This is a genomic window from Amycolatopsis sp. MEPSY49, from assembly GCF_051337345.1.
In the GTDB taxonomy this organism is placed as follows: Bacteria; Actinomycetota; Actinomycetes; order Mycobacteriales; family Pseudonocardiaceae; genus Amycolatopsis.
Map to the genome: position 1 here is coordinate 82,400 of NZ_JBDLYJ010000004.1, position 20,317 is coordinate 102,716.

A 20,317-nucleotide genomic window follows, 5' to 3' on the forward strand; every position below is an offset into this window, starting at 1 on the left:
GTGTATGACAGTATAACAATGGGGGTCAGCCGACCAGGCCGTCCAACGCGTGCGCCAGGTGGTCCCGCATCGCCGTGACCGCGCGTTTCTCGTCCCCGGAGCGCACCGCGTCGAGCAGCACGCGGTGCTCCGCCGCGAGGTCGCCGGCCCGCGGGTAGGAGTCGCTGAGCTGGGCCAGGCAGAGCTGCATCTCCTCCTGCATCGCCGGGTAGATCCGGTCGAGCCGCGGGCTGCCGGCGCAGCCGACCAGCGCGACGTGGAACTTCGTGTGCGCGTCGACCCGGTCACCCCAGCTCGCGCCGGCCGCCAGGGCTTCCATCGCGGCGAGCCCGGCTTCGGCGGCGGCGACCGGACGCCGCTCGGCGACGATCCGCCGGACCGCCTCCAGCTCGAGCGGCGTGCGGACGAAGAACAGGTCCCGGACGTCGTCCGCGGTGAACACCGGGACGCGCAGCGAGCGGCCGGCAGACCGTTCGGCGAGGTTGCGGGCCAGGAGTTCTTGCAGGGCTGAGCGCACGGTGGGACGGGCGACGCCGAACATGCTCGCCAGGCCGACCTCGGTGAGCGGCTCCCCCGGCTTGAGGTCGCCGCCGAGGATGTGCCGCCGGATCTCCGCGACGAGGGCGTCGCGCGTGCTGATGCCGCGCAGAGGCACGGTCACGCGGTCCCCTTTCCCACAGCCGGGCCGAACGGGCCACCAGTCTGACATGGCGGACTCGGTGGCGTGGAACCTCCAGCGAGGGCCACTCCGCCTCGGCGGTCCCCGGCCGCCGGGCGCACTGAGCGAAAGAGCAGGCCGATGCGCCGAGGGGGAGGGGCGCACCGGCCTGCACGCAAGACGCTAGCCGGACCACGGCGTCTTCGCGCGTTGGCCGCCCGTTCCGCGGCCGATGTGCTGTTTGCCACCTTGTTGCTTAGGTAAGCCTGACCTTATCGTTCTCGCGTGTCCGTCGACCCCCGCCGCGCCGACAGCGGTGTCCACGCCCGTGAGCTCGACGTCGCCTACGGCAGCGATGTCGTCGTGCGCGCCGCGTCCGTCTCCCTGGTCGCCGGGACCGTGACCGCGCTGATCGGCCCGAACGGCAGCGGGAAGTCGACGCTGCTGCGCGCGCTGGCGCGGCTGCACCCGCCCGTCGCCGGGACGGTCACCTTCGCCGACGGTGCCGACCTGCGGGCACTGTCCGGAAAGGACATCGCCAAGCGGATCACCATGCTGTCGCAGCAGCGGACCGCGCCCGGCGGGGTGAGCGTGCGGGAGCTCGTCGAGTTCGGCAGGCACCCGCACCGGTCCCGCTGGGGCGGCCGCGATCCCGAGGGTCCCGCCGCCGTCGAGCGCGCGCTGGCGCTGACCGGCCTGGCCGCCCTCGCCGACCGGCCGGTGCAGGCCCTCTCCGGCGGGCAGGCGCAGCGGGTGTGGCTCGCGAGCTGCCTGGCCCAGGACACCGCGCTGCTGCTGCTCGACGAGCCCACGACCTTCCTCGACCTGCGCTACCAGGTGGAGATCCTCGACGTCGTCCGCGACCTCGCCGACCGGCACGGCGTCGGCGTCGGGGTCGTGCTGCACGACCTCGACCAGGCCGCCGCCGTCGCCGACCGCGTGCTGCTGCTGGAGGGCGGCCGGGTCACCGCCGACGGCTCCCCCGCCGACGTGCTCACCTCGGCCAACCTCAGCCGGGCCTACGGCATCCGCGTGGACGTCGTCCTCGACCCGGCCGACGGCCGGATCCACACCCGCGCGGTCGGCCGCTTCAACGAAACCGGCGCGCGCGCCGCGTCGGCCTGACCCCCTGCCCCATCGAAACAGGAGAAACATGCGGATCACCCGGATGCTCCTCGGCCTGTCCGCGGCCGCCACGTTCTTCGTGGCCGCCTGCGGCACCACCGAGGAGCCCACCAGCAACGCGGCCGCCACGAGCGGCGCCGCCGGCCCGGTCACGGTCGTCGACTCGCGGGGCAAGGAGGTCAAGCTGCCCCACCCGGCCAAGCGCGTCGCGGCGACCGAGTGGAACGCCGTCGAGCACCTGGTGTCGCTCGGCGTCATGCCGGTCGGCGTGTCCGACATCAAGGGCTACGGCCAGTGGGTGAGCGCCGCCCCGCTCGACGGCACCCCGAAGGACATCGGCACCCGCGGCGAGCCGAGCCTCGACACGCTCGGCTCGCTGGGCCTGGACCTCGTGGTCGTCACCGACAGCGTGACCGAAGGGGCGCTCGAGCAGATCGAGGCGAAGGTGCCGGTGATCGTCATCAACGGCGGCAACGCCAGGGACCCGATCGCCGGGATGTACGCCGGCCTGGACGTCATCGCGAAGGCCACCGGCACCGAAACCCGGGCCGCGCAGCTGAAGTCCGAGTTCGAGCAGAAGCTCACCACGGGCAAGGCGGAGGTGGAAAAGCTTGGCGCGGCGGGGCAGAAGGTCGCGTTCTCCGACGCCTACGTCACCTCGGGCGCGGTCAGCATCCGGCCCTACACCAAGGGCGCGCTCGTGTCCGCGGTGTTCGGTCGGCTCGGCCTCGAAACCGCGTGGACGATGGACGGCGACCCGACCTACGGGCTCGGGCAGGCCGACGTCGAAGGCCTGACCCAGCTGCCCGACGTGCGGTTCTGGTACATGGCCAACAACGCCGACGGCGACCCCTACCAGCAGGAGCTGGCCGGCAACGCGATCTGGAAGAACCTCCCGTTCGTCAAGAGCGGCAAGGTGCACCGCTTCCCGGACTCCCTGTGGATGTTCGGCGGGCCCAAGTCCATGGCGCAGTTCGTCGACGCGGCCGTCGCCGGGCTGAAGGGGTAGTGGTCACCCTGACCGAGCCGCCCGTGGCCGCCGTCCGGCGACACGGGCGGCTCGCCCTGCTCGGGGCCGGGCTCGCCGCCCTGCTCCTGCTGGGTTCGGCCGTGCACCTCACGCAGGGCACCGCGAACCTGGACCCGCTCGACGTGCTGCGCCTGGTGTTCGGCGGGGCGACCGGCGACACGACCGCCGTCGTCGTCGAGTCGCGGCTGCCGCGGTTGCTCGCGGCGCTGGTGGTCGGGGCAGCGCTCGGCGTGGCCGGCGCGGTGCTGCAGACGGTGTCCCGCAACGCCTTGGCGTCGCCGGACACCCTGGCCGTCAACGCCGGCGCGCACCTGGCGGTCGTCGCCGTCGCCGCGTTCGGCGTCTCGCTGCCGCTGCTCGGCGCGACCGGTGTCGCGTTCGCGGGCGGGCTCGCCGCCGCCGTGGTCGTGCTCGGACTGGCCGGCACCGGGGGCACCGGGATCGTGCGGCTGGTGCTGGCCGGCACGGCGATCGCGCTGGCCCTGGTCTCGGTGACCCAGGTCCTGCTGTTGCTGTACGCCCAGGAAACCCGCGGCTTGTTCGCCTGGGGCGAGGGATCGCTGGAGCAGAACGGGCTCGGCGGGGTCCGCACGCTCGGCCCCGTCGTCGGCCTCGCGCTGGCCGCGCTGCTCTTCCTGGCGCGGCGGCTCGACCTGATCCACGTCGGCGACGACCACGCCAGGACCCTCGGTGTCCACATCGGACGGACCCGGGTCGCCGCGATCGGGCCGGCCGTGCTGCTGGCCGCGGCGGCGGTGACCCTCGCGGGCCCCATCGGGTTCGTCGGCCTCGCCGCGCCGGCGCTGGCCCGCCTGCTCGCGTCCGCGGTGCCGGGCCTGCACCGGCACGCCGCGCTGCTCCCGGTTTCCGCGGCGCTGGGCGCGGCGCTCCTTTTGGGCGCCGACGTACTGCTCCGCACGATCATCAGCCCGCAGCGAGCGCTGGAGGTGCCGACGGGCGTCGTGACGACGATCCTCGGCGCGCTGTTCCTCGTGGTCCTGGCCCGCGGCGCCCGGATCACGTCCGCGACCGCCGAACCCCCGGCGGCCGGCGCGCGCGGCGGGGTGAGCGCGGTCCGGTACGGCGTCGTGCTGGGTGTGCTGGCCCTCGTGGCGATCGGCGTCGCCGTGGGAGCGGTGCTGCTCGGGGACGCGAAGCTGCTGCTGGGCGACGTCGTCAACTGGGTGACCGGCCAGGCGGGCCCGCTCGTCACCGGCGTGCTGGACACCCGCGTCCCCCGCGTGGTGGCGGCGCTGCTGGCGGGCGCGGCGCTGGCGCTGGGCGGCGCGCTCACCCAGGCGGTCGCCCGCAACCCGCTGGCCGAACCGGGGATGATCGGGGTCGTCGGCGGGGCGGGCCTCGGCGCGGTCGCCGTGATCACCCTGGTCTCCGGCGTCGGGTTCTGGACGCTGACCGGGTCCGCGGGCCTGGGGGCCGCCCTGGCGATGGCCGTGGTCTTCGCCGTCGCGGCCCGGGGCGGGTTCACCAGCGAACGCCTGGTGCTGATCGGTTTCGGCGTGCACGCGGCCTCGCAGGCGCTGGTGACGTTGCTGATCACGCTGTCCGACCCGTGGAACGAGACGAAGGCGCTGACCTGGCTGGGCGGTTCGACCTACGGCCGCACGTTCACGCACCTGGTGCCGATGGCGCTGGCGGTGCTGCTGGTGGCACCGGTGCTGGTCCGCATGCGGCGCGAGCTCGACCTGCTGTCCCTGGACGACGAGACCCCCCGGGTGCTGGGCGTGCCGGTCGCGCGGACGCGGTTGCTGCTGCTGTCGTGCGCGGTGCTGTTGACCGGCGCGGCGGTGGCGGGGATCGGCGTCCTGAGCTTCGTCGGCCTGGTGGCGCCGCACGCGGCCCGCGCGATCGTGGGCAGCCGGCACGCCCGGCTGGTGCCGGCGGCGGCGCTGCTGGGCGCGATCCTGGTGTGCACGGCGGACACGGCGGGCCGCACGCTGATCGCGCCGGGGCAGCTCCCGGCCGGTTTGATGACGGCGATCATCGGCGCGCCGTACTTCGTGTGGTTGTTGTACCGGCACCGCACCCGGGGCCGCTGACCGCTCCCGGGGAACTTCCGGTGAACAAGCCCGCGCGGCGTGGACGACCGGCGATACCCTCCGGCTCGGAGGTGGTGGCGCCCATGGCAGACATCCGGCCGTACCAGCACCGGGGCATCGGGTTCGCGGTCACCAGCTGGTTCCTCGCGATCCTTGGCGGGGCCGGCGCGTTCCTGTTCGGCTCCGCCGCCGCGCGGAGCACCGGCTCGTGCCTGCCGGACGAGACGCTCTTCCCGTGCACCGAGACCGGCCGGGACGTCGTCCACTGGCTGCCGCCGCTCGGCTGGCTCGCCGCGATCCTGCTCGCCTGGGCGATCGGGGCGGCGCTCTCCCGCCGCGGCGCACCCCGATGGCCGGCCGTCGTGGCCGGCGTGGCGGGCTACGCGGTCGTCATGACGGCCGACTGGTTCCTCGCGGTGCGCTGAGCCGGTCGCCGGCTCCCGAGTCCGGCACCCCCGCGTAGTCCGGCAGCTCGACGCCGTTGATCGCGCGCTCGACCAGTGCGGTCAGCGCTTCCATGTCGGGCTCCGGGCCCGGCTCGGCGGCGCCGCGCATTTCCGCGTGCAGCCGGCCGATCTCCTGGTTCGCCTCGACGAACGACCGCATCCGGCTCTCGTACGCGGCGAACGCCACCGCCGGGTCCCACCCCGCGGCGGCCAGCTCGCCGGCCAGCAGGTAGGCGCCGACCAGGGCCAGGCCGGTGCCCTGCCCGGACAGCGGCGACGAGCTGAACGCCGCGTCCCCGAGCAGCGCCACCCGGCCGCTCGACCAGCGGTCCATGACCACCTGGGCGACCTGGTCGAGGTAGAAGTCCGGCGTGTCGTCCAGGTGCGCGAGCAGCTGCGGCGTCAGCCAGCCCAGGCCGGCCACCCGCTCGCGCAACAGGCGCTTCTGGGCCTCGACGTCCCGGTAGTCGACGTCGAAATCGGGCGAGGCGAAGGAGAACATGGCCATCGCGCGGGTGGCGTCCCCGATCGGCCGCAGCATCGCGGAACGCCCGGGCTCCTGGTGCTCGAGCAGCCAGCGGTCGAGCCCGAACTCGTTGGGCACGCTGTAGAACGCCAGCACGTGCCCGAGGTGGCGGACGAACTCCTCGTGCGGCCCGAACACCATCGCCCGCAGCGCCGAGTGCAGCCCGTCCGCGCCGATCACCAGGTCGAAGCGCCGCCGGTCGCCGCCCGCGAAGACCACGTCGACGCCGTCCGCGTCCTGGGAAAGCTCGGCGATCCGGTCGCCGAAGACGTACTCGACGCCGTCGCGGGTGTCGTCGTAGAGCACCTGGGACAGGTCGCCGCGGAGGATTTCGATCTCCGAGATGTAGCCGTCGCCGCCGTCGTCCTCCGCGCGGAAGGTCTCCAGCACGGTCCCGTCCGCGGCAACGGTGTGCGCACCGGCGGTCTCGGTGCGGGCCGCGCGCACGGCCGCGTCCAGTCCCATCCGGCGGATGACCTCCCTGGTCACGCCGCGCGCGTCCACCGCCTGCCCGCCGGGACGCAGCCCCGGAGCCCGTTCCACGACGGTCACCTCGGCCCCCCGCCGCCGCAGCCAGTGGGCCAGCGCGGGCCCCGCGATGCTCGCTCCGGCCACCAGCACCTTGGTTCCGCTCACTGCGCCCCCCTGCTCGCCGGTCCTCGTCGACGCCCGGATGGTAGCGGGATCCCGGTCCCGGGCGGCGTACCTCGGCCCAGGGCCCCCGGCAAAGTCAGGTCAGCGCGGCCGATCCGGTCGCCCGCACGTCATGAACGGGTCGTTCACCTCGACAGACGACATGAACGACCCTTTCATGACATCGCCGCGACGCCGGGCAGACCGCGCGGCCACGACTTTGCCGGAGCCCTGGCGCGCCCGGGCCCGGGGGTCGACCAGGGTGTCTCCCTGGGGCCACGGGGGCCGGCGCGGAGCACTGTGGGGCACAGAGCGGCGAACCCCCGCCGCCACACCGCCCAAGGAGTTCCGATCATGGACATGAAGCTCGAGGTCGTGGTCCTCCCCGTCGCCGACGTCGACCGGACCAAGCACTTCTACAAAACCCTCGGCTGGCGCGAAGACGCCGACATCGACTTCGGCGCGTCCCGCGTCGTGCAGCTCACCCCGCCGGGCTCGCCGGCCTCGGTCCACTTCGGCACCGGCCTGACCGACGCCGCCCCCGGGTCGGTCCGCGGCACCTACCTCGTCGTCGAGGACATCGAGGCCGCCCGCGCCGAGCTCGCCGCCCACGGCGTCGACGTCAGCGAGGTGTTCCACCGCGACGCGACGGGCGCGTTCGCCCCGGGCGCGCACCCCGACCGCGGCACCTACTCGTCGTTCGCCTCCTTCCACGACCCCGACGGCAACACCTGGCTGCTGCAGGAGATCACCACCCGCTTCCCGGGCCGCGTCGACGGCGTGACCTACGGCTCCACCGGAAAGCTCGAGCAAGCACTGCGTGCCGCCGCGGCCGCGCACGGCGAGCACGAGAAGGAGACCGGGAAGTACGACGAGAACTGGCCGGAGTGGTACGCCCGGTACATGGCCGAGCACCAGGGCGCCTGAAAACCCCCGCAACACACCGAGGAGACCGGAAAGATGTCCACGATCCACCTGCGCCAGGCGACCACCGCCACCCCGGAGCAGTTCCTGGCCGCCCTGACCGACTTCGGCCCGGAGCGCGCGAAGCTCTTCGGCCGCAGCGCGGCCGACTACCTGCAGGTGCACGGCCGAGGTCCCGGCCACGCCGACGTCACCGAAGGATCGGGCGGCATCTGGGAGCGCCTGAGCTACGACTGGTCCGATCCGGCCGAGGTCGTGATGCGGACCACCGACTCCAACACCTGGGGCGGCGCGTCCGGCCACACCTACACCTTCACGCGGCTGCCGGACGGCACCACCCAGGTCGACGCCGTGGTGGTGCGGGAAGGCAAGAACCTCAAGGGCCGGCTGCTCGGCGGCCTGCTCGGGCTGCTGGGCAAGCGGGTCCTCGGCGGGGAACTGGCGAAGACCGCCAAGGCGATCGAAGCGCGGTACGACGACGCGTGAGGCGCCGGCCGGCTGCGCTAGGGTTCGGTGACCCGGCAGGTCGTCGCCGGTCGGTCGTGGGAGGTTCGCATGCCGGGGCGTGGGCCGGCGCTGATCGGCCGGCACAGCGAATGCGCCGCTCTCGACCGCCTCCTCGCCGGCGCCCGATCGGGGCAGGGCCAGGTGCTGGTCCTGCGCGGCGAAGCCGGGATCGGCAAGACCGCCCTGCTGGAGTACGCGCAGTCGCAGGCCCCGGGGTTCCGGGTCGCGCGCGCCGCCGGGGTCGAAGCCGAGCAGGTGCTGGCCTACGCCGGGCTGCACCAGCTGTGCGCGCCGTTCTTCGACCGGCTCGACCGCCTGCCCGAACCCCAGCGCGACGCGCTCGCCACGGCCTTCGGGCTGAGTGCCGGCGCCCGGCCGACCCGCTTCCTGGTCGGGCTGGCGGTGCTGACGCTGCTCGCCGACGTCGCCGAGGACCAGCCACTGCTCTGCCTGGTCGACGACGCGCAGTGGCTCGACCGGATGTCCGCGCTGGTCCTCGCCTTCGCCGCCCGCCGGCTCCTCGCCGAGCGGATCGCCGTGGTCTTCGCGGTGCGGGAGCCCGGCCGCGAGCCCGACCTGGCCGGGCTGCCGGAGCTCCCGATCGGCGGCCTGGGCGAGGCCGAGTCGGAGGAGCTGCTGGCCTCGGTGCTCAAGGGACCGGTGGACGGCCGCGTCCGCGCCCGGATCGTCGCCGAAACGCACGGCAACCCGCTGGCGCTGCTGGAGCTGCCGCGGGCGTGGACGGCCGATGGAGCCGCCGACGGTTTCGCTCGGCCCGAGTCGGCGCCGCTCGCCGGGCGCATCGAGGAATGCTTCGTCCGGCAGCTGGAGCCGCTGCCCGCCGACACGCGGCGGCTGCTGCTCATCGCCGCCGCCGAGCCCCTCGGCGACGCCACCCTGCTGTGGGCCGCGGCGGGCCGGCTCGGGCTCGGCGCCGACCCCGCGGCCGCGGCCGAGGCGACCGGGCTGATCGAGTTCGGCCGCCGGATCCGGTTCCGCCACCCGCTGGTGCGGTCGGCGGTCTACCGGTCGGCGCCGGCACCGGACCGCCAGGACGTGCACCGGGCGCTGGCGGACGTGACCGACCCGGACCGCGACCCCGACCGCCGGGCCTGGCACCGCGGGCAGGCGACCGTCTCCCCCGACGAAGACGTCGCGGCCGACCTCGAACGCTCGGCGGGACGAGCCCGGGCCCGCGGCGGCCTGGTCGCGGCGGCCGCGTTCCTCGAGCAGGCGGCACTCCTGACGCCCGAACCCGCCCGGCGCGCGCACCGCGAACTGGCGGCGGCCGCCGTCAAACGCGACGCCGGCGCGCTCGAAGCGGCGCTCGGCCTCCTCGACTCGGTCGCGGCCGGACCGCCGGACGCCGAGCGCGCCGCCCAGGTCGAGCACCTGCGCGGGCAGATCGCGTTCGACCGGCGACGCGGCGGCGACGCGGCCCGGCTGCTGCTCCGCGCGGCCGAGCGGCTGTCCCCGCTCGACGCGAACCGGGCGCGCGAGACGTACCTGGAGGCGCTGGCGGCGGCCCTGTGGGCCGGCTCGGACCGGGCCGATCTCGTCGCGGCGGCCAAGGCCACCCGCGCCGCTCCCCCGGCACCCGTGCCGCCGCGCGCCGTCGACCTCGTCCTGGACGCGCTGGCCACCCGGCTCGCCGACGGCTACCCGGCCGCCGCGCCGCTGCTGTCCCGGGCGGTGGCGGCGGTCCACGCACTCGACGTCGGCACCGAGGAGACCGGGCGGGTGCTCTGGCTGCTGGGCAACCGCGCCGGCGGCATGATCGCCACCGAAGCGGCGGACTTCGCGGCGGCGCGGGCGTTCGCCACGCGTCAGGTCCAGCTCGCCCGCGACGCCGGCGCGCTCGTGCAGCTGCAGTTCGCGCTCAACTTCCTCGCCGTCAACGAGCTGCTCGCGGGCGAGCTGACCGCGGCGGCGGCCTCGGCCGAGGAGGACCGGGTGATCGCCGGCGCGACGGGCAACGCGCCGGTCGGCTACGGCGCGATGCTGCTCGCGGCGTTCCGCGGCCGGGAGGCACCGGCGGTGGAGCTGTTCGAGGACACCGCGCGCGACGCGTCGGGACGCGGTCAGCTCCGGCTGGTGACCCTCGCCGACTACGGACGCGCGGTGCTCTACAACGGCCTCGGCCGCCATGACGCCGCGCTGGCCGCCGCCCGCCGGGTGTTCGACCACGACGTGGTGGGGTTCCAGGGCCTCGTCACCGCCGAACTGGCCGAGGCGGCGTCGCGAACCGGGGACGAGGAGCAGCTCCAGGCCGCGGCCGCCCGGTCGGCCGACCGAGCCTCGGCGGCCCGGGCCGCGGAAGCGCTGGGTCTCGACGCTCGCATACGCGCGTTGGGCAGCACCGGTTCGGAAGCCGACCGCCTTCACCGCGAGTCGATCGCGTACCTCGACGGGACCCCGCTGCGTGTGGACCTGGCCCGCGGCCACCTGCTCTACGGCGAATGGCTGCGCCGCGAGGGCCGCCGCGTGGACGCCCGCGCACACCTGCACACCGCGTACGAGCTGTTGTCCGCCATGGGGCTGGAGGCGTTCGCCGAGCGGGCCCGGCGCGAGCTGCAGGCCACCGGGGAGACCGCGCGGAAACGCACGGTGGAGACCACCGGCGAGCTCACCGCCCAGGAGTTCCAGATCGCCCGGCTGGCCGGGGAAGGCTACTCGAACCCCGAAATCGGCACCCGGCTGTTCCTCAGCCCCCGCACGGTGGAATGGCACCTGCGCAAGATCTTCGGCAAGCTCGGCATCAGCTCCCGCCGGCAGCTGCGCGACGTCGTCCCGGCCGGGGCCGGCACGTAATCCCGCGGTTCATCCTGCAAGTTGAGTGCACGCCCGTACACTCAATGGGCATGGTCACCTCCGAAGCCGGTACCACGCGGGGTGGTGCGTGATGGCCGAAGTGGGAATGCGTCCCCCGGCGTCGCCGCTGCGGCGCCGGGCACTGCGCGCGCTGCGCTGGCTGTTCACGCCCCTGCGGCCGGACGACTACCTCGAACTGATCAACCCGCTGTGGTCGACCCGCGAGCTGCGCGGGCGCGTCGAGCGGGTCGAGCCCGAACGCGGCGGCGCGGCCACCGTGCTGATCCGGCCGGGCTACGACTGGGTCGGGCACCGGCCCGGGCAGTACGTGCGCCTCGGCGTGGTCATCGACGGCGTCCACCACTGGCGCGCGTACTCGCTGACGTCGAGCCCGGACCGCGCCGACGGGCTCATCTCGGTCACGCCCAAGAAGGTCGACGGCGGGGTCGTCTCGCCGTACCTGGTCGAGCGGGCCCGGCCCGGCGAGCTCGTCCGGCTCGGGGAGGTCGAGGGCTCGTTCACCCTGCCGGACGCCCTCGATTGCGGCCTGCTGTTCGTCACGGCCGGCAGTGGCATCACGCCGGTCATGAGCATGCTGCGGCACCTGGCGCCGGGGCCCGGGCTGCGCGACGTCGTGCACGTCCATTCGGCGCGGGAGGCCGGCGGCGTCATCTTCGGCGACGAGCTGGCGGCGCTGGAGAAGCAGCACGCCGGCTTCCGGCTCGAACTGCGCATCACCGGCCGCGACGGCCGGTTCACCCCGGCCGAGCTGGACGCGCTGTGCCCGGACTGGCCGGAGCGCGAGACCTACGCCTGCGGTCCCGGTGAGCTCCTCGACGCGCTGCGGGAGCACTGGAAGCGCCACGGCGACGTCGACCGGCTGCACCACGAACGGTTCCAGCCGATCGTCGGCGGCGAAGGCGCCGACGGGGAGGGCGGCACGGTGCACTTCGCGCACCGCAACGTCGACGCGGACTGCCCGCCCGGCACCCCGATCCTCGTCGCCGGCGAGGAAGCGGGCGTCGACATGCCCTTCGGCTGCCGGGTCGGGGTCTGCCACACGTGCGTGCTGCCGATCCGGGAGGGCCGGATCCGCGACCTGCGCACGAACGTCGTCAGCGAGAAGCACAACGAGATCGTGCGCACCTGCGTGCACGGCGCCGAAGGCCGGGTCACGGTCGAACTCTGAAGGTCGAACTCCGAAGCGGAGAAAGGAAACCATGACACCGACGCACCCGTTCGCCCACCTGAGCGCGGACCAGCTCGCCGAGCTCGCCCGCGAGTTCGACGCCATCCACGACGACGTGCGCGCCGACCTCGGCGAGCGCGACCGCCGGTACATCAAGGGCGTCATCCGGCTGCACCGGCAGATCGCGGTGGCCGGCCGGACCCTGCTGCTCGGCTCCCGCTCCAAGGCGGCCTGGGCGGCGGGCACCGGCTGCCTGGCGGTCGCGAAGATCCTGGAGAACATGGAGATCGGGCACAACGTCCTGCACGGCCAGTGGGACTGGATGAACGACCCGTACATCCATTCGTCCACTTGGGACTGGGACACGGCCTCGACCGCGGCGGCGTGGAAGCACTCGCACAACTACATCCACCACACGTACACGAACATCCGCGGCAAGGACAAGGATCTCGGCTACGAGATCATGCGCATCGACCCGCACCAGAAGTGGCACCCCGCGTACCTGGCGCAGCCGGTGTACAACCTGCTGCTGATGGCCTTCTTCGAATGGGGCGTCGCGGTCCACGACCTCGACATCGAGGCGATCCGCGCCGGCGAGAAGCCGCTGAAGGACGTGTGGCACGACATCAAGGGCATCTCGGGCAAGGCCCGCGACCAGATCCTGAAGGACTACGTCGGCTGGCCGCTGGTGAGCGCCCTCGCCGCGACCGCCGTCGGACGGCTCGTGCGCCCCGAACCCCGGTCCCGGCGCCGGGTTCTGGCCGACCGCGTCCGCGGCAAGCGGTTCAAGAGCGCGCTCCGCGCCCAGCTCGCCGCCGTCCGCGAGGAGGGCGGCGGCACGTTCGCCGCGACGTTCTGGGCGGACTTCACCGCGAACATCATCCGCAACGTGTGGGCGCACTCGATCATCTTCTGCGGCCACTTCCCCGACCAGACCTACACGTTCAGCCAGGAGGAGGTCCGCGACGAGACCCGCGGCGGCTGGTACGTCCGCCAGCTCGTCGGCGCGGCGAACATCACCGGCTCGCCGCTGTTCCACCTCATGAGCGGCAACCTCGGCTACCAGGTCGAACACCACCTGTTCCCGGACATGCCCAGCAGCCGCTACGCCGAGATCGCCCCGCGGGTCAAGGACATCTGCCGGCGCTACGGCCTGCCGTACAACACCGGGCCGCTGTCCCGCCAGCTCGGCACGGTGCACCGCACGATCCTGCGCCTGGCGTTCCCGGGCGGGAAGCCGCGCCCGAAGCCCGGCCCCTACCGCGGCGAGGAGCTCGGCCGCGCCGCCTGACTCAGGGAATCGCGAGCTCGGCCCAGACGGTCTTGCCGGTGCTGCGCTGCCACTGGCCCCAGGTGACGCTCACCGCGGCGACGGCCCGCAGGCCCCCGCCGCCGGACCGGCGCACGCAAGCGGTGTCGAGGCAGCCGTCGTCGACCTCGACGCCCAGCCACCCGGGCCGCCGCAGCAGCCGGACCTGCCGCGGCGGCTCGCCGTGGAGCAGGGCGTTGGTGGCCAGCTCTTCGACGACCCAGACGGCGACGCGCCGCCGGTCGTCGGGCAGGTCGGCCAGGACGCGCTCGGCCCAGGCGCGGACGGTCGCCACTTCGCGCAGGTCGTCGGCGACCTCCAGCGCGACGACCCGGAGCTGCTCGTCCGAGCGGGGAAGCTGGTGCGTCGTCATCGGCGCCTCGCCTTTCGTCACCGGCCACGTCGGGTGGTCCGTCGGTGGGTTACTACCCCACCGGGAGCCGTCACGAACCTGCGAGTCCGGCCGGATCGCTCGATCGGGCGCGGCGGCGCGGCAGGTGTGAACGCCGTCTCATCCGGGTACCTCCTGGTGTGCACAAGATCATCGCCGGGCTCGGTACCGCAGTGGTTCTCCTCTGCGGATGCTCGGCGGCCGACACCTCCTCCGCCCAGGACGCGGCCCAACGGTTCGAGGCGGCCCTCGGGGAGGGTGGCGCATCCGCGTGCGCGCTCCTGGCTCCCCGGGCCCGGGACGGGCTGGGACCGGGCGGCTGCGCCACGGGCTCACCGCTCTCCGCGCTCCCCCGCGCCCCGGTCGGGTCGATCGTCGTCTGGGGCGACGAAGCCCAGGCCCGGACCGCGGCCGACACCCTGTTCCTGCACGACTTCACCGACGGCTGGCGCGTGACCGGCGCGGGCTGTCACCCCCGCAACGAACAGGTCTACGACTGCGTGGTGGGTGGCCGATGAAAGCCCGCGCCGTCTACATCGGATACCTCGTCGTCGTCCTCGGTGGACTGGCGTACTTCATCGTGATCGGGGTGCTCGGGCGATGAAACGGTTCCTTCGCGACAACGGGCTGTCCCTGGCGTTCGGCGCGCTGTTCCTGGTGAGCCTGGTCGGCCAGGCGCTGTCCGGGCTGGCCGACTTCAACGACCGGCAGGTCGCCCACGGTGCCGACACCGTCGGGCTGGGCGCCTACCTGACGTCCTCGTCGTTCGCGGTCGACGTCGCGGAGAACTGGCAGTCGGAGTACCTGCAGTTCTTCCTCTACGTCTTCGCGACCGTGTGGCTGGTGCAGCGCGGGTCGCCGGAGTCGAAGCCACTGGGCCGGATCGGGACCGAAAGCGACGAGGACCAGCAGGTCGGCCGCTACGTCAAGGCGAACTCGCCACCGTGGGCGAAGGCGGGCGGCTGGCGGACCGCGGTGTTCGCCCGCTCGCTGGCGCTGGTGATGCTCGGGATCTTCGTGTTGTCGTGGCTCGCGCAGTCGGTCGCCGGGGTCGCCGCGTACAACGCGGAGCAGCTGAGCGACTTCGGGGACCCGGTGTCCTGGGTGGACTACCTCGTGTCGGCGGACTTCTGGAACCGCACGCTGCAGAACTGGCAGTCGGAGTTCCTGGCCATCGGCTCGATGGCGGTGTTCAGCGTGTACCTGCGCCGCCGCGGCTCTCCCGAGTCGAAGCCGGTCGGCGCCTCGCACGGTGTCACCGACGAAGCCGGGTAACGCTCCGGCGACCACGTGGCCGGCGCTGCCTTGCGACAGATCGTCAGTGCGGCCTTGAGAGGTCGCCGGGCTGGAAGCCTTCCACCGTGTCGGTGACGGGCTTGTCGAGCTCCGCCTTGTGGGCGGCCGGGTAGACCCAGCGCAGCCCGGCCGCCGACCCCGCTCCGATGGCCTCGTGCTCGTAGAAGATCCGGCCGTCGCCCTGGAAACCCGAGACCGTGTAGCCGTTCTTGTCGGCGGAGCGGAACGTCACCCGGCCACCGTTCCCTTCGACGGAGGTGATCACCTCGGCCAGCTTGTCGGCCGGCCGCATGCTTGCCGAGTTGGTTCCCCACACCGTCAGCGTCGCGCCGAGGCCGGCGTCGGTGAACCGCATCCCCTCGCCGTTCTCCGGGACCCACGACGACGCCGTGTAGCCCGGCGGCACCAGCGTCGTGAACCCGAAGCGGGCGTTCGTGTACGTGTTCCCCGCACCGGGCTGCTCCGACTTCGACGTCGGCGGAGCGGTCGTCGAGCGGGTCGTGGCGGAAGCGGCCGGCGCGGTCTTTCCCAGCATCGTCAGGAACTTCGGCTGCAGCAGGTCGTCGAGCTCGGCGTACGGCAGTACCACGCTCTCGTTCCCGGCCGCGGTGGCGCAGCCGAGGTCGTACCACAGGACTTCGAACTCGGCACCGGTGTCGGTGAACCCGAACGTCGCGCCCGGCACGTGGTCGCCGCCGCCGGTGCGTTCGGCGGCGTCGATGCTGACCCGCCGCTCCGGATCTCCCACCACCGTGGGCACGGTGCAGAAGCCGTTCCTCGTGTGCGGGGACAGCCGCTGGGTCAGCGTCCGCATGCCGGCGGCCGTCAGGATCTCGGGCCGGAAGACGTCCTTCGGACCCAGCACCTGGCCGGTGGCGAGGTCGACGGTGAGCGCTTCGGGGAACCGCCACGTCGTGTGCGCCAGCACGTCCGAGTCGAGATCGTGGTCGTACCGCACGGAAAGCAGGCCCGGCGTCTGCCGCAGCACGCGCGCGGACGAGCGCACCCCGAGCGTTTCGCCTTCCTGCCGGACCCGCTCGAGCGTGCTCGGTTCGGCGACGCCGTCGTGGATGGACTTCAGCCGCTTGTCGACCGGGGCCCGCAGCGCGTCGTTGATCCGCTGCCGGAGCGCGGCGTCCGCGCCGCCGGACACCTGCGGGTACTGGAGCTCGTAGCCGATCGGCAGCGCCTGGTCCCGCCCGGACATCGTCTGCAGGGCGACCGACAGCGGCGCGGGCGCGGCGGGCGGGTCGTCCCCGTTCGGGATGAGCAGCACCCCGCCGGCGACCAGCCCGCCGACGATCGCGGCGGCGGCGGCGATCTTGCCCACCATCGCCGCGGTCAGCCCCGTCCCGGTGCCCGTGGCGGTGGCCGTCGCCCCGGCTCCCGCGCCGGCGGCGGCGAGCGGTGCGGCGGCGGTGCCCGCGGTCGTCAGGAGGGCCAGCGGCGTCAGCGCCGTCAACGCCGCGGCCGAGGCGGCCAGCCGCTTCCAGCCGCGCTTCTCCCAGTTCTTCCCGTAGGCCTTGCGCGCGACGGCTTCCAGCTCGGTGACGAAGGCGCCCGCCGTCGCCGGCCGCCACGCGGGGTCCTTCGCCATGCCCCGCGCGATCAGCGGGCGCAGCGCCTCGGGCACCGCGTCCATCGGCACCGGCGCGCCGCCGTGCAGGGCGCGCAGCTGCTCGCTCGTGTCCGCGTCGAACGGCCGGTGCCCGGTGACGCACTGGTAGAACACGCACGTCGCCGCGTAGACGTCGGTGGCGGGCAGGCCCGGCTGCCCGGCCCACTGCTCCGGCGCCATGTAGGACGGGGAGCCGGCGGTCAGTCCGTTGTGTCCGTCCAAAGTGGCCAGCCCGAAGTCGACGAGCTTCGACTCGCCCTCCCGCGACACCAGCACGTTCCCGGGCTTGTAGTCCCGGTGGACCACCCCGGCCGCGTGCGCGTCGGCGAGGCCGAGCAGCGAGCCCTTCAGGATCGCGAGCGCCGCCTCGGGCGCCAGGACGTTCTCCGCCACGAGCAGGGCGCGCAGCGAGACGCCGGGCACCGCCTCCATGACGAGCGCGGCGCCTTGCGGCGTCTCGACGAAGTCGAAGAGCCGGACGACGTGCGGGCTCCGCAGGCCGGACAGCAGCCACGCCTCGTGCCGGAACCCGCCGGCGATCCGCGCGTCGGCGAGGAACTCCGCGCGCAGGTACTTGATCGCCGCCATGTTCCCGGAGGCCTCGTGCTTGGCCAGCACGACCCGCCCGAAGCTTCCGCTGCCGAGCACGTCCACTTCGGCGTACCCGGGCACGCTCCAGGTGTCGTTCATCCCCGCCGCTTCCCCTCGCCGTGTCCTCGTCGCGGAGGCAGACGATAACCCGCCGGGGTCGCCCTTCGTGGCAATTCACGCAAAAGTGTCACTTAAGCCTGGTGGCGGCGCTACCTCGGCCGCCCGGCCGGGAACACCCGCGACGACCCACCCGCCAGCGTCCGGCCGATCCCCCGCGCCGCCGCCATCACCAACGGCGCCAGCGCGCCCGGCGCCGCGCTACCGGTCCGCACGACCAGTGAAACCGCCGCCACCACGGAACCGTCCGCGGCGAAGACCGGAGCACCGACGGACAGGGCGTCGACAGTCACCTGACCATCACTCACCGAATAGCCGAGCTTGCGGACGTCGGCGAGCATGTGGCGCAGCCGGGTGGGGTCGGCGACCGTCTTGGGCGTGAACGTCCGCAGGGTGCCCCCGAGCACCTCCTCCTGCACGGCCGCCGGCGCGTGGGCCAGCAGGACGAGCCCGACACCGGTCGCGTGCAGGGCGAACCGGCCGCCGACGCGGGTCCAGACCGGGACCGCGTCGCGGCCGGCGATGCGCTCGACGAACACCACCTCGAGGCCTTCGCGCACGGCCAGCTGGACGTTCTCGTGCGTCACCTCGTACAGGTCTTCGAGGAACGGCATCGCCGCGTCGCGCAGGCCCAGCCCGCGCGGCGCGAGCGACGCGACCTCCCACAGCCGCAGCCCGACCCGGTAGCGGCCCGCCGCGTCGCGCTCCAGCGCGCCCCACTCCACGAGCTCGGCCGCGCGGCGGTGCGCGGTCGCGAGCGAGACGCCCGAGCGGCGGGCCAGCTCGCTCAGGCTGAGCTCGGTGGCGTCCGGCGTGAACGCCTCGAGCAGCGCCAGCACCTTGCTCGTCACCGAGGTGCCGGCGCCGTGCTCGGCGCGCCGGGTCATCGCCTCACGCTACCCGGCGCGTCACAGGTCCAGCACCAGCCGCGGGCCCGCGCAGCGCGACACGCAGATCATCATCACGTCGCCGGCCTCCTGCTCGGCCGGGGTGAGCACGGCGTCGCGGTGGTCGGGCACGCCCGCCAGGACACCCGTCTCGCACGTGCCGCACGTGCCCTCCCGGCACGACGACAGGACCGGCACGCCGGACTCCTCCACGACTTCGAGCACCGACCGGTCCGCCGGCACCGAAAGGGTGCGCCCCGACTGCGCCAGCTCGACCTCGAACGCGGTTTTCGCCTCGGTGTCCGGTTTCGCCGTGAACCGCTCCACGTGCAGCGTGCCGGGCGCGCAGCGCTCTTCCATCGCCGCCAGCAGCGGCTCGGGGCCGCAGCAGTAGACCGCTGCGCCCGGCTCGGCGGCCAGGGCCGCGTCGAGGTCGAGCAGGCCGCGCTCGTCCTGCGGGACCAGCTCCACGCGGTCGCCGTAACGGTCCCGCAGCTCGGCGGCGAACGCCATCGACGCCCGCGTGCGGCCGCCGTACAGCAGCCGCCACCGGGCACCCGCCGCCTCGGCCGCGGCGAGCATCGGCACGAGCGGCGTGATGCCGATCCCGCCCGCGACGAACAGGTAGTGCGACGCCGGTTCGAGCGCGAAGTGGTTGCGCGGGCCGCGCACGCGCAGGGTCTCGCCGTCCGTCAGCCGCTCGTGGACGTGGGCGGACCCGCCGCGGCCCGCCGGCTCCCGCAGCACGGCCACCTGCAGCACCGACCGGTCGGCCGGGTCGCCGCACAGCGAGTACTGCCGCACGAGGTCGGGCCCCAGCACCAGGTCCAGGTGCGCGCCCGGCTCCCACGCGGGCAGCTCGCCACCGTCCGGGGCGCGCAAGGTCAGCCGTACGACGCCTTCGGCGAGGCGTTCCTTGGCCGCCAGGACAACGTCCAGCTCCAAGCTCATCGGTCCCTCGTTTCGTGACCGCCGGGGTGGGCCAGCAGCCACTCCCACAGCTCCACCGGGTCCTCGGATTCGTGCTCGGCGCCGCAGTGGCACACCCCGACGAGCAGGTCGGTGCCGAGCTTCCAGTGGATGCGGACCACCGCGTCCCCGGACAGCATCGCCACGCGGGCGCTCACGAGGCCGCCAGCTTCGCGAGAATGCGCCGCGCGGCCAGCCCCCCGGTGTCGATGTTGACCGAAAGCTCCTGGTAGCCCTCGGGTTCGGTGGCGATGACGCGTTCGAGGATGTCGAGGGCGCGCACGTCCTGCAGCACCACCGTGCGGTTGTTCTCGGCCAGGAAGTCGGACACGCCCTGGTCCTCGAGCGCGAAGTCCCGGGCCACGGCCCAGAAGTCGTGCGTGCTGTGCTCGGTCTCCGGGGTGATGGCGTAGACGACCTCGACGTGGAAGCCGTCGGGGTCGGTGCCGTCGTCGTTCGGCAGCACGCCGACCGGCGCGATCCGGCTGTGCAGCAGGTACAGGCACGGCGGGTGGTACTCGATGTCCTGCCAGCGCGTGATCCGGCCTTCGATGCCGGTCGACTTCGCGTAGAACGCCGGGCATTCGGCGTCGGCCATGTGCCTGCTGACGTAGATGATCCCGCGGTCCTCGTCGACCTCCGTCGTGATGGGCGTCTCCGCGACCTCCGGCGTCCCGATGTAGCCGCCGTGCAGGTAGGTCTCGTGGGAGAGGTCGAGCAGGTTGTCCACGAGCAGCTCGTACCGCGCGGCGAGCGGCTCCATCCCGCTCACGGTGGTGTACGCCGGATCGGCGAGCCACGGGGCGCGCGGGATCGCGGCCGGGTCGGCGAGGTCGCGGTCGCCGATCCAGACCCAGACGAACGAGTCCTGCTCGACGACGGGGTACGACGGAACCCGGGCGGTGCGCGGGATCCGCTTCTGGCCGGGGACGGCGACGCACGAACCGGCGCGGTCGTAGGTGAAGCCGTGGTAGCCGCAGATGATCCGGTCGCCGTCGAGGCGGCTCTCGGAAAGCGGGTAACGGCGGTGCACGCAGCGGTCCGCGAGCGCGGTGACTTCGCCGGATTCGGTGCGGTAGAAGACGATCGGCTCACCGAGCACCGTGCGGGCGAAGAGCTCCCGCCCCACCTCGCGGCCGTAAGCGGCGACGTACCACTGGTTGCGGGCGAACGGTGCCATCGCGCCTCAGAGCTCCTTCGATCGGGGGTCGGCACCTCGAAGTTCTCACCCCG

Annotated in this window: 19 protein-coding genes; 11 read left to right on the top strand and 8 right to left on the bottom strand. The window is 73.7% G+C overall.

Annotation, left to right across the window (positions count from 1 at the left end; translation table 11 throughout):
• Positions 1–25: 25 nt before the first annotated feature.
• Entirely contained in the window at positions 26–661 is a 636-nt protein-coding gene (locus tag ABFJ78_RS19860) for a GntR family transcriptional regulator (protein ID WP_436387854.1), read from the bottom strand.
• Between the two features lie 282 nt (positions 662–943).
• On the opposite strand from ABFJ78_RS19860, the gene ABFJ78_RS19865 reads away from it, so the two are divergent.
• The 4 genes from ABFJ78_RS19865 (at position 944) to ABFJ78_RS19880 (ending at position 5,295) form a co-directional block, all read left to right on the top strand.
• Positions 944–1,783 (top strand): ABC transporter ATP-binding protein, encoded by an 840-nt coding sequence (locus ABFJ78_RS19865; protein WP_436387855.1) that lies wholly within the window; start codon positions 944–946, stop codon positions 1,781–1,783.
• Positions 1,784–1,811: 28 nt separating this feature from the next.
• On the top strand, positions 1,812–2,792 hold the full coding sequence (locus ABFJ78_RS19870; RefSeq protein ID WP_436387856.1) for an ABC transporter substrate-binding protein: 981 nt from the start codon (positions 1,812–1,814) through the stop codon (positions 2,790–2,792).
• Positions 2,792–4,870 (top strand): iron ABC transporter permease, encoded by a 2,079-nt coding sequence (locus tag ABFJ78_RS19875; RefSeq protein WP_436387857.1) that lies wholly within the window; start codon positions 2,792–2,794, stop codon positions 4,868–4,870. The genes ABFJ78_RS19870 and ABFJ78_RS19875 overlap by 1 nt, the downstream gene beginning before the upstream one ends.
• Before the next feature lie 83 nt (positions 4,871–4,953).
• Positions 4,954–5,295: a hypothetical protein gene (locus tag ABFJ78_RS19880; protein ID WP_436387858.1), complete on the top strand. Its 342-nt coding sequence runs from the start codon at positions 4,954–4,956 to the stop codon at positions 5,293–5,295.
• Here ABFJ78_RS19880 and ABFJ78_RS19885 read toward each other — a convergent pair.
• Complete coding sequence (locus ABFJ78_RS19885; protein WP_436387859.1) at positions 5,261–6,478, bottom strand: FAD-dependent monooxygenase; 1,218 nt, start codon at positions 6,476–6,478, stop codon at positions 5,261–5,263. The two genes, ABFJ78_RS19880 and ABFJ78_RS19885, sit on opposite strands and share 35 nt — an antisense overlap.
• A 351-nt stretch (positions 6,479–6,829) precedes the next feature.
• Here ABFJ78_RS19885 and ABFJ78_RS19890 point away from each other — a divergent pair, with 351 nt between their 5' ends.
• The 5 genes from ABFJ78_RS19890 (at position 6,830) to ABFJ78_RS19910 (ending at position 13,197) form a co-directional block, all read left to right on the top strand.
• Entirely contained in the window at positions 6,830–7,402 is a 573-nt protein-coding gene (locus ABFJ78_RS19890) for a VOC family protein (RefSeq protein WP_436387860.1), read from the top strand.
• Positions 7,403–7,435: 33 nt separating this feature from the next.
• Positions 7,436–7,885, top strand: coding sequence for a hypothetical protein (locus ABFJ78_RS19895; RefSeq protein ID WP_436387861.1), 450 nt, complete (start codon positions 7,436–7,438; stop codon positions 7,883–7,885).
• A 69-nt stretch (positions 7,886–7,954) separates the two neighbouring features.
• Positions 7,955–10,717 carry a helix-turn-helix transcriptional regulator gene (locus ABFJ78_RS19900; RefSeq protein ID WP_436387862.1) on the top strand — a complete coding sequence of 921 codons (2,763 nt, stop codon included), beginning with the start codon at positions 7,955–7,957 and terminating at the stop codon, positions 10,715–10,717.
• Positions 10,718–10,808: 91 nt separating this feature from the next.
• On the top strand, positions 10,809–11,906 hold the full coding sequence (locus ABFJ78_RS19905) for a ferredoxin reductase (protein ID WP_436387863.1): 1,098 nt from the start codon (positions 10,809–10,811) through the stop codon (positions 11,904–11,906).
• 31 nt (positions 11,907–11,937) lie between these two features.
• The gene (locus ABFJ78_RS19910; protein WP_436387864.1) at positions 11,938–13,197 is read left to right on the top strand and encodes a fatty acid desaturase family protein; all 1,260 of its coding nucleotides are present in this window, start codon (positions 11,938–11,940) and stop codon (positions 13,195–13,197) included.
• A gap of 1 nt (position 13,198) precedes the next feature.
• Here ABFJ78_RS19910 and ABFJ78_RS19915 read toward each other — a convergent pair whose 3' ends face one another.
• A complete protein-coding gene (locus tag ABFJ78_RS19915) occupies positions 13,199–13,588 on the bottom strand; it encodes an ATP-binding protein (RefSeq protein ID WP_436387865.1) in 390 nt (129 codons plus the stop codon).
• 158 nt (positions 13,589–13,746) lie between these two features.
• Here ABFJ78_RS19915 and ABFJ78_RS19920 point away from each other — a divergent pair, with 158 nt between their 5' ends.
• Complete coding sequence (locus ABFJ78_RS19920; RefSeq protein WP_436387866.1) at positions 13,747–14,124, top strand: hypothetical protein; 378 nt, start codon at positions 13,747–13,749, stop codon at positions 14,122–14,124.
• A gap of 82 nt (positions 14,125–14,206) precedes the next feature.
• Positions 14,207–14,881, top strand: a complete 675-nt coding sequence (locus ABFJ78_RS19925) for a DUF6766 family protein (RefSeq protein WP_436387867.1) — start codon at positions 14,207–14,209, stop codon at positions 14,879–14,881.
• A gap of 43 nt (positions 14,882–14,924) precedes the next feature.
• Here ABFJ78_RS19925 and ABFJ78_RS19930 read toward each other — a convergent pair whose 3' ends face one another.
• The 5 genes from ABFJ78_RS19930 to ABFJ78_RS19950 all read right to left on the bottom strand — a co-directional run bounded on the left by ABFJ78_RS19930 (position 14,925) and on the right by ABFJ78_RS19950 (position 20,264).
• Positions 14,925–17,210 carry a protein kinase domain-containing protein gene (locus ABFJ78_RS19930; protein ID WP_436387868.1) on the bottom strand — a complete coding sequence of 762 codons (2,286 nt, stop codon included), beginning with the start codon at positions 17,208–17,210 and terminating at the stop codon, positions 14,925–14,927.
• Positions 17,211–17,320: 110 nt separating this feature from the next.
• Positions 17,321–18,115: an IclR family transcriptional regulator gene (locus ABFJ78_RS19935; RefSeq protein ID WP_436387869.1), complete on the bottom strand. Its 795-nt coding sequence runs from the start codon at positions 18,113–18,115 to the stop codon at positions 17,321–17,323.
• Positions 18,116–18,136: 21 nt separating this feature from the next.
• Complete coding sequence (locus ABFJ78_RS19940; RefSeq protein ID WP_436387870.1) at positions 18,137–19,066, bottom strand: PDR/VanB family oxidoreductase; 930 nt, start codon at positions 19,064–19,066, stop codon at positions 18,137–18,139.
• The gene (locus ABFJ78_RS19945) at positions 19,063–19,242 is read right to left on the bottom strand and encodes a hypothetical protein (protein ID WP_436387871.1); all 180 of its coding nucleotides are present in this window, start codon (positions 19,240–19,242) and stop codon (positions 19,063–19,065) included. The genes ABFJ78_RS19940 and ABFJ78_RS19945 overlap by 4 nt, the downstream gene beginning before the upstream one ends.
• The gene (locus ABFJ78_RS19950; RefSeq protein WP_436387872.1) at positions 19,239–20,264 is read right to left on the bottom strand and encodes an aromatic ring-hydroxylating dioxygenase subunit alpha; all 1,026 of its coding nucleotides are present in this window, start codon (positions 20,262–20,264) and stop codon (positions 19,239–19,241) included. The genes ABFJ78_RS19945 and ABFJ78_RS19950 overlap by 4 nt, the downstream gene beginning before the upstream one ends.
• Between the last annotated feature and the right edge of the window lie 53 nt (positions 20,265–20,317).

Excerpts from the sequence above, each read along its gene's own strand:
- ABFJ78_RS19870 (WP_436387856.1), top strand. The coding sequence starts at position 1,812 with ATGCGGATCACCCGGATGCTCCTCGGCCTGTCCGCGGCCGCCACGTTC.
- ABFJ78_RS19880 (WP_436387858.1), top strand. The coding sequence starts at position 4,954 with ATGGCAGACATCCGGCCGTACCAGCACCGGGGCATCGGGTTCGCGGTC.
- ABFJ78_RS19890 (WP_436387860.1), top strand. The coding sequence starts at position 6,830 with ATGGACATGAAGCTCGAGGTCGTGGTCCTCCCCGTCGCCGACGTCGAC.
- ABFJ78_RS19895 (WP_436387861.1), top strand. The coding sequence starts at position 7,436 with ATGTCCACGATCCACCTGCGCCAGGCGACCACCGCCACCCCGGAGCAG.
- ABFJ78_RS19900 (WP_436387862.1), top strand. The coding sequence starts at position 7,955 with ATGCCGGGGCGTGGGCCGGCGCTGATCGGCCGGCACAGCGAATGCGCC.
- ABFJ78_RS19905 (WP_436387863.1), top strand. The coding sequence starts at position 10,809 with ATGGCCGAAGTGGGAATGCGTCCCCCGGCGTCGCCGCTGCGGCGCCGG.
- ABFJ78_RS19910 (WP_436387864.1), top strand. The coding sequence starts at position 11,938 with ATGACACCGACGCACCCGTTCGCCCACCTGAGCGCGGACCAGCTCGCC.
- ABFJ78_RS19915 (WP_436387865.1), bottom strand. The coding sequence starts at position 13,588 with ATGACGACGCACCAGCTTCCCCGCTCGGACGAGCAGCTCCGGGTCGTC.
- ABFJ78_RS19925 (WP_436387867.1), top strand. The coding sequence starts at position 14,207 with ATGAAACGGTTCCTTCGCGACAACGGGCTGTCCCTGGCGTTCGGCGCG.
- ABFJ78_RS19930 (WP_436387868.1), bottom strand. The coding sequence starts at position 17,210 with ATGAACGACACCTGGAGCGTGCCCGGGTACGCCGAAGTGGACGTGCTC.
- ABFJ78_RS19935 (WP_436387869.1), bottom strand. The coding sequence starts at position 18,115 with ATGACCCGGCGCGCCGAGCACGGCGCCGGCACCTCGGTGACGAGCAAG.
- ABFJ78_RS19940 (WP_436387870.1), bottom strand. The coding sequence starts at position 19,066 with ATGAGCTTGGAGCTGGACGTTGTCCTGGCGGCCAAGGAACGCCTCGCC.
- ABFJ78_RS19950 (WP_436387872.1), bottom strand. The coding sequence starts at position 20,264 with ATGGCACCGTTCGCCCGCAACCAGTGGTACGTCGCCGCTTACGGCCGC.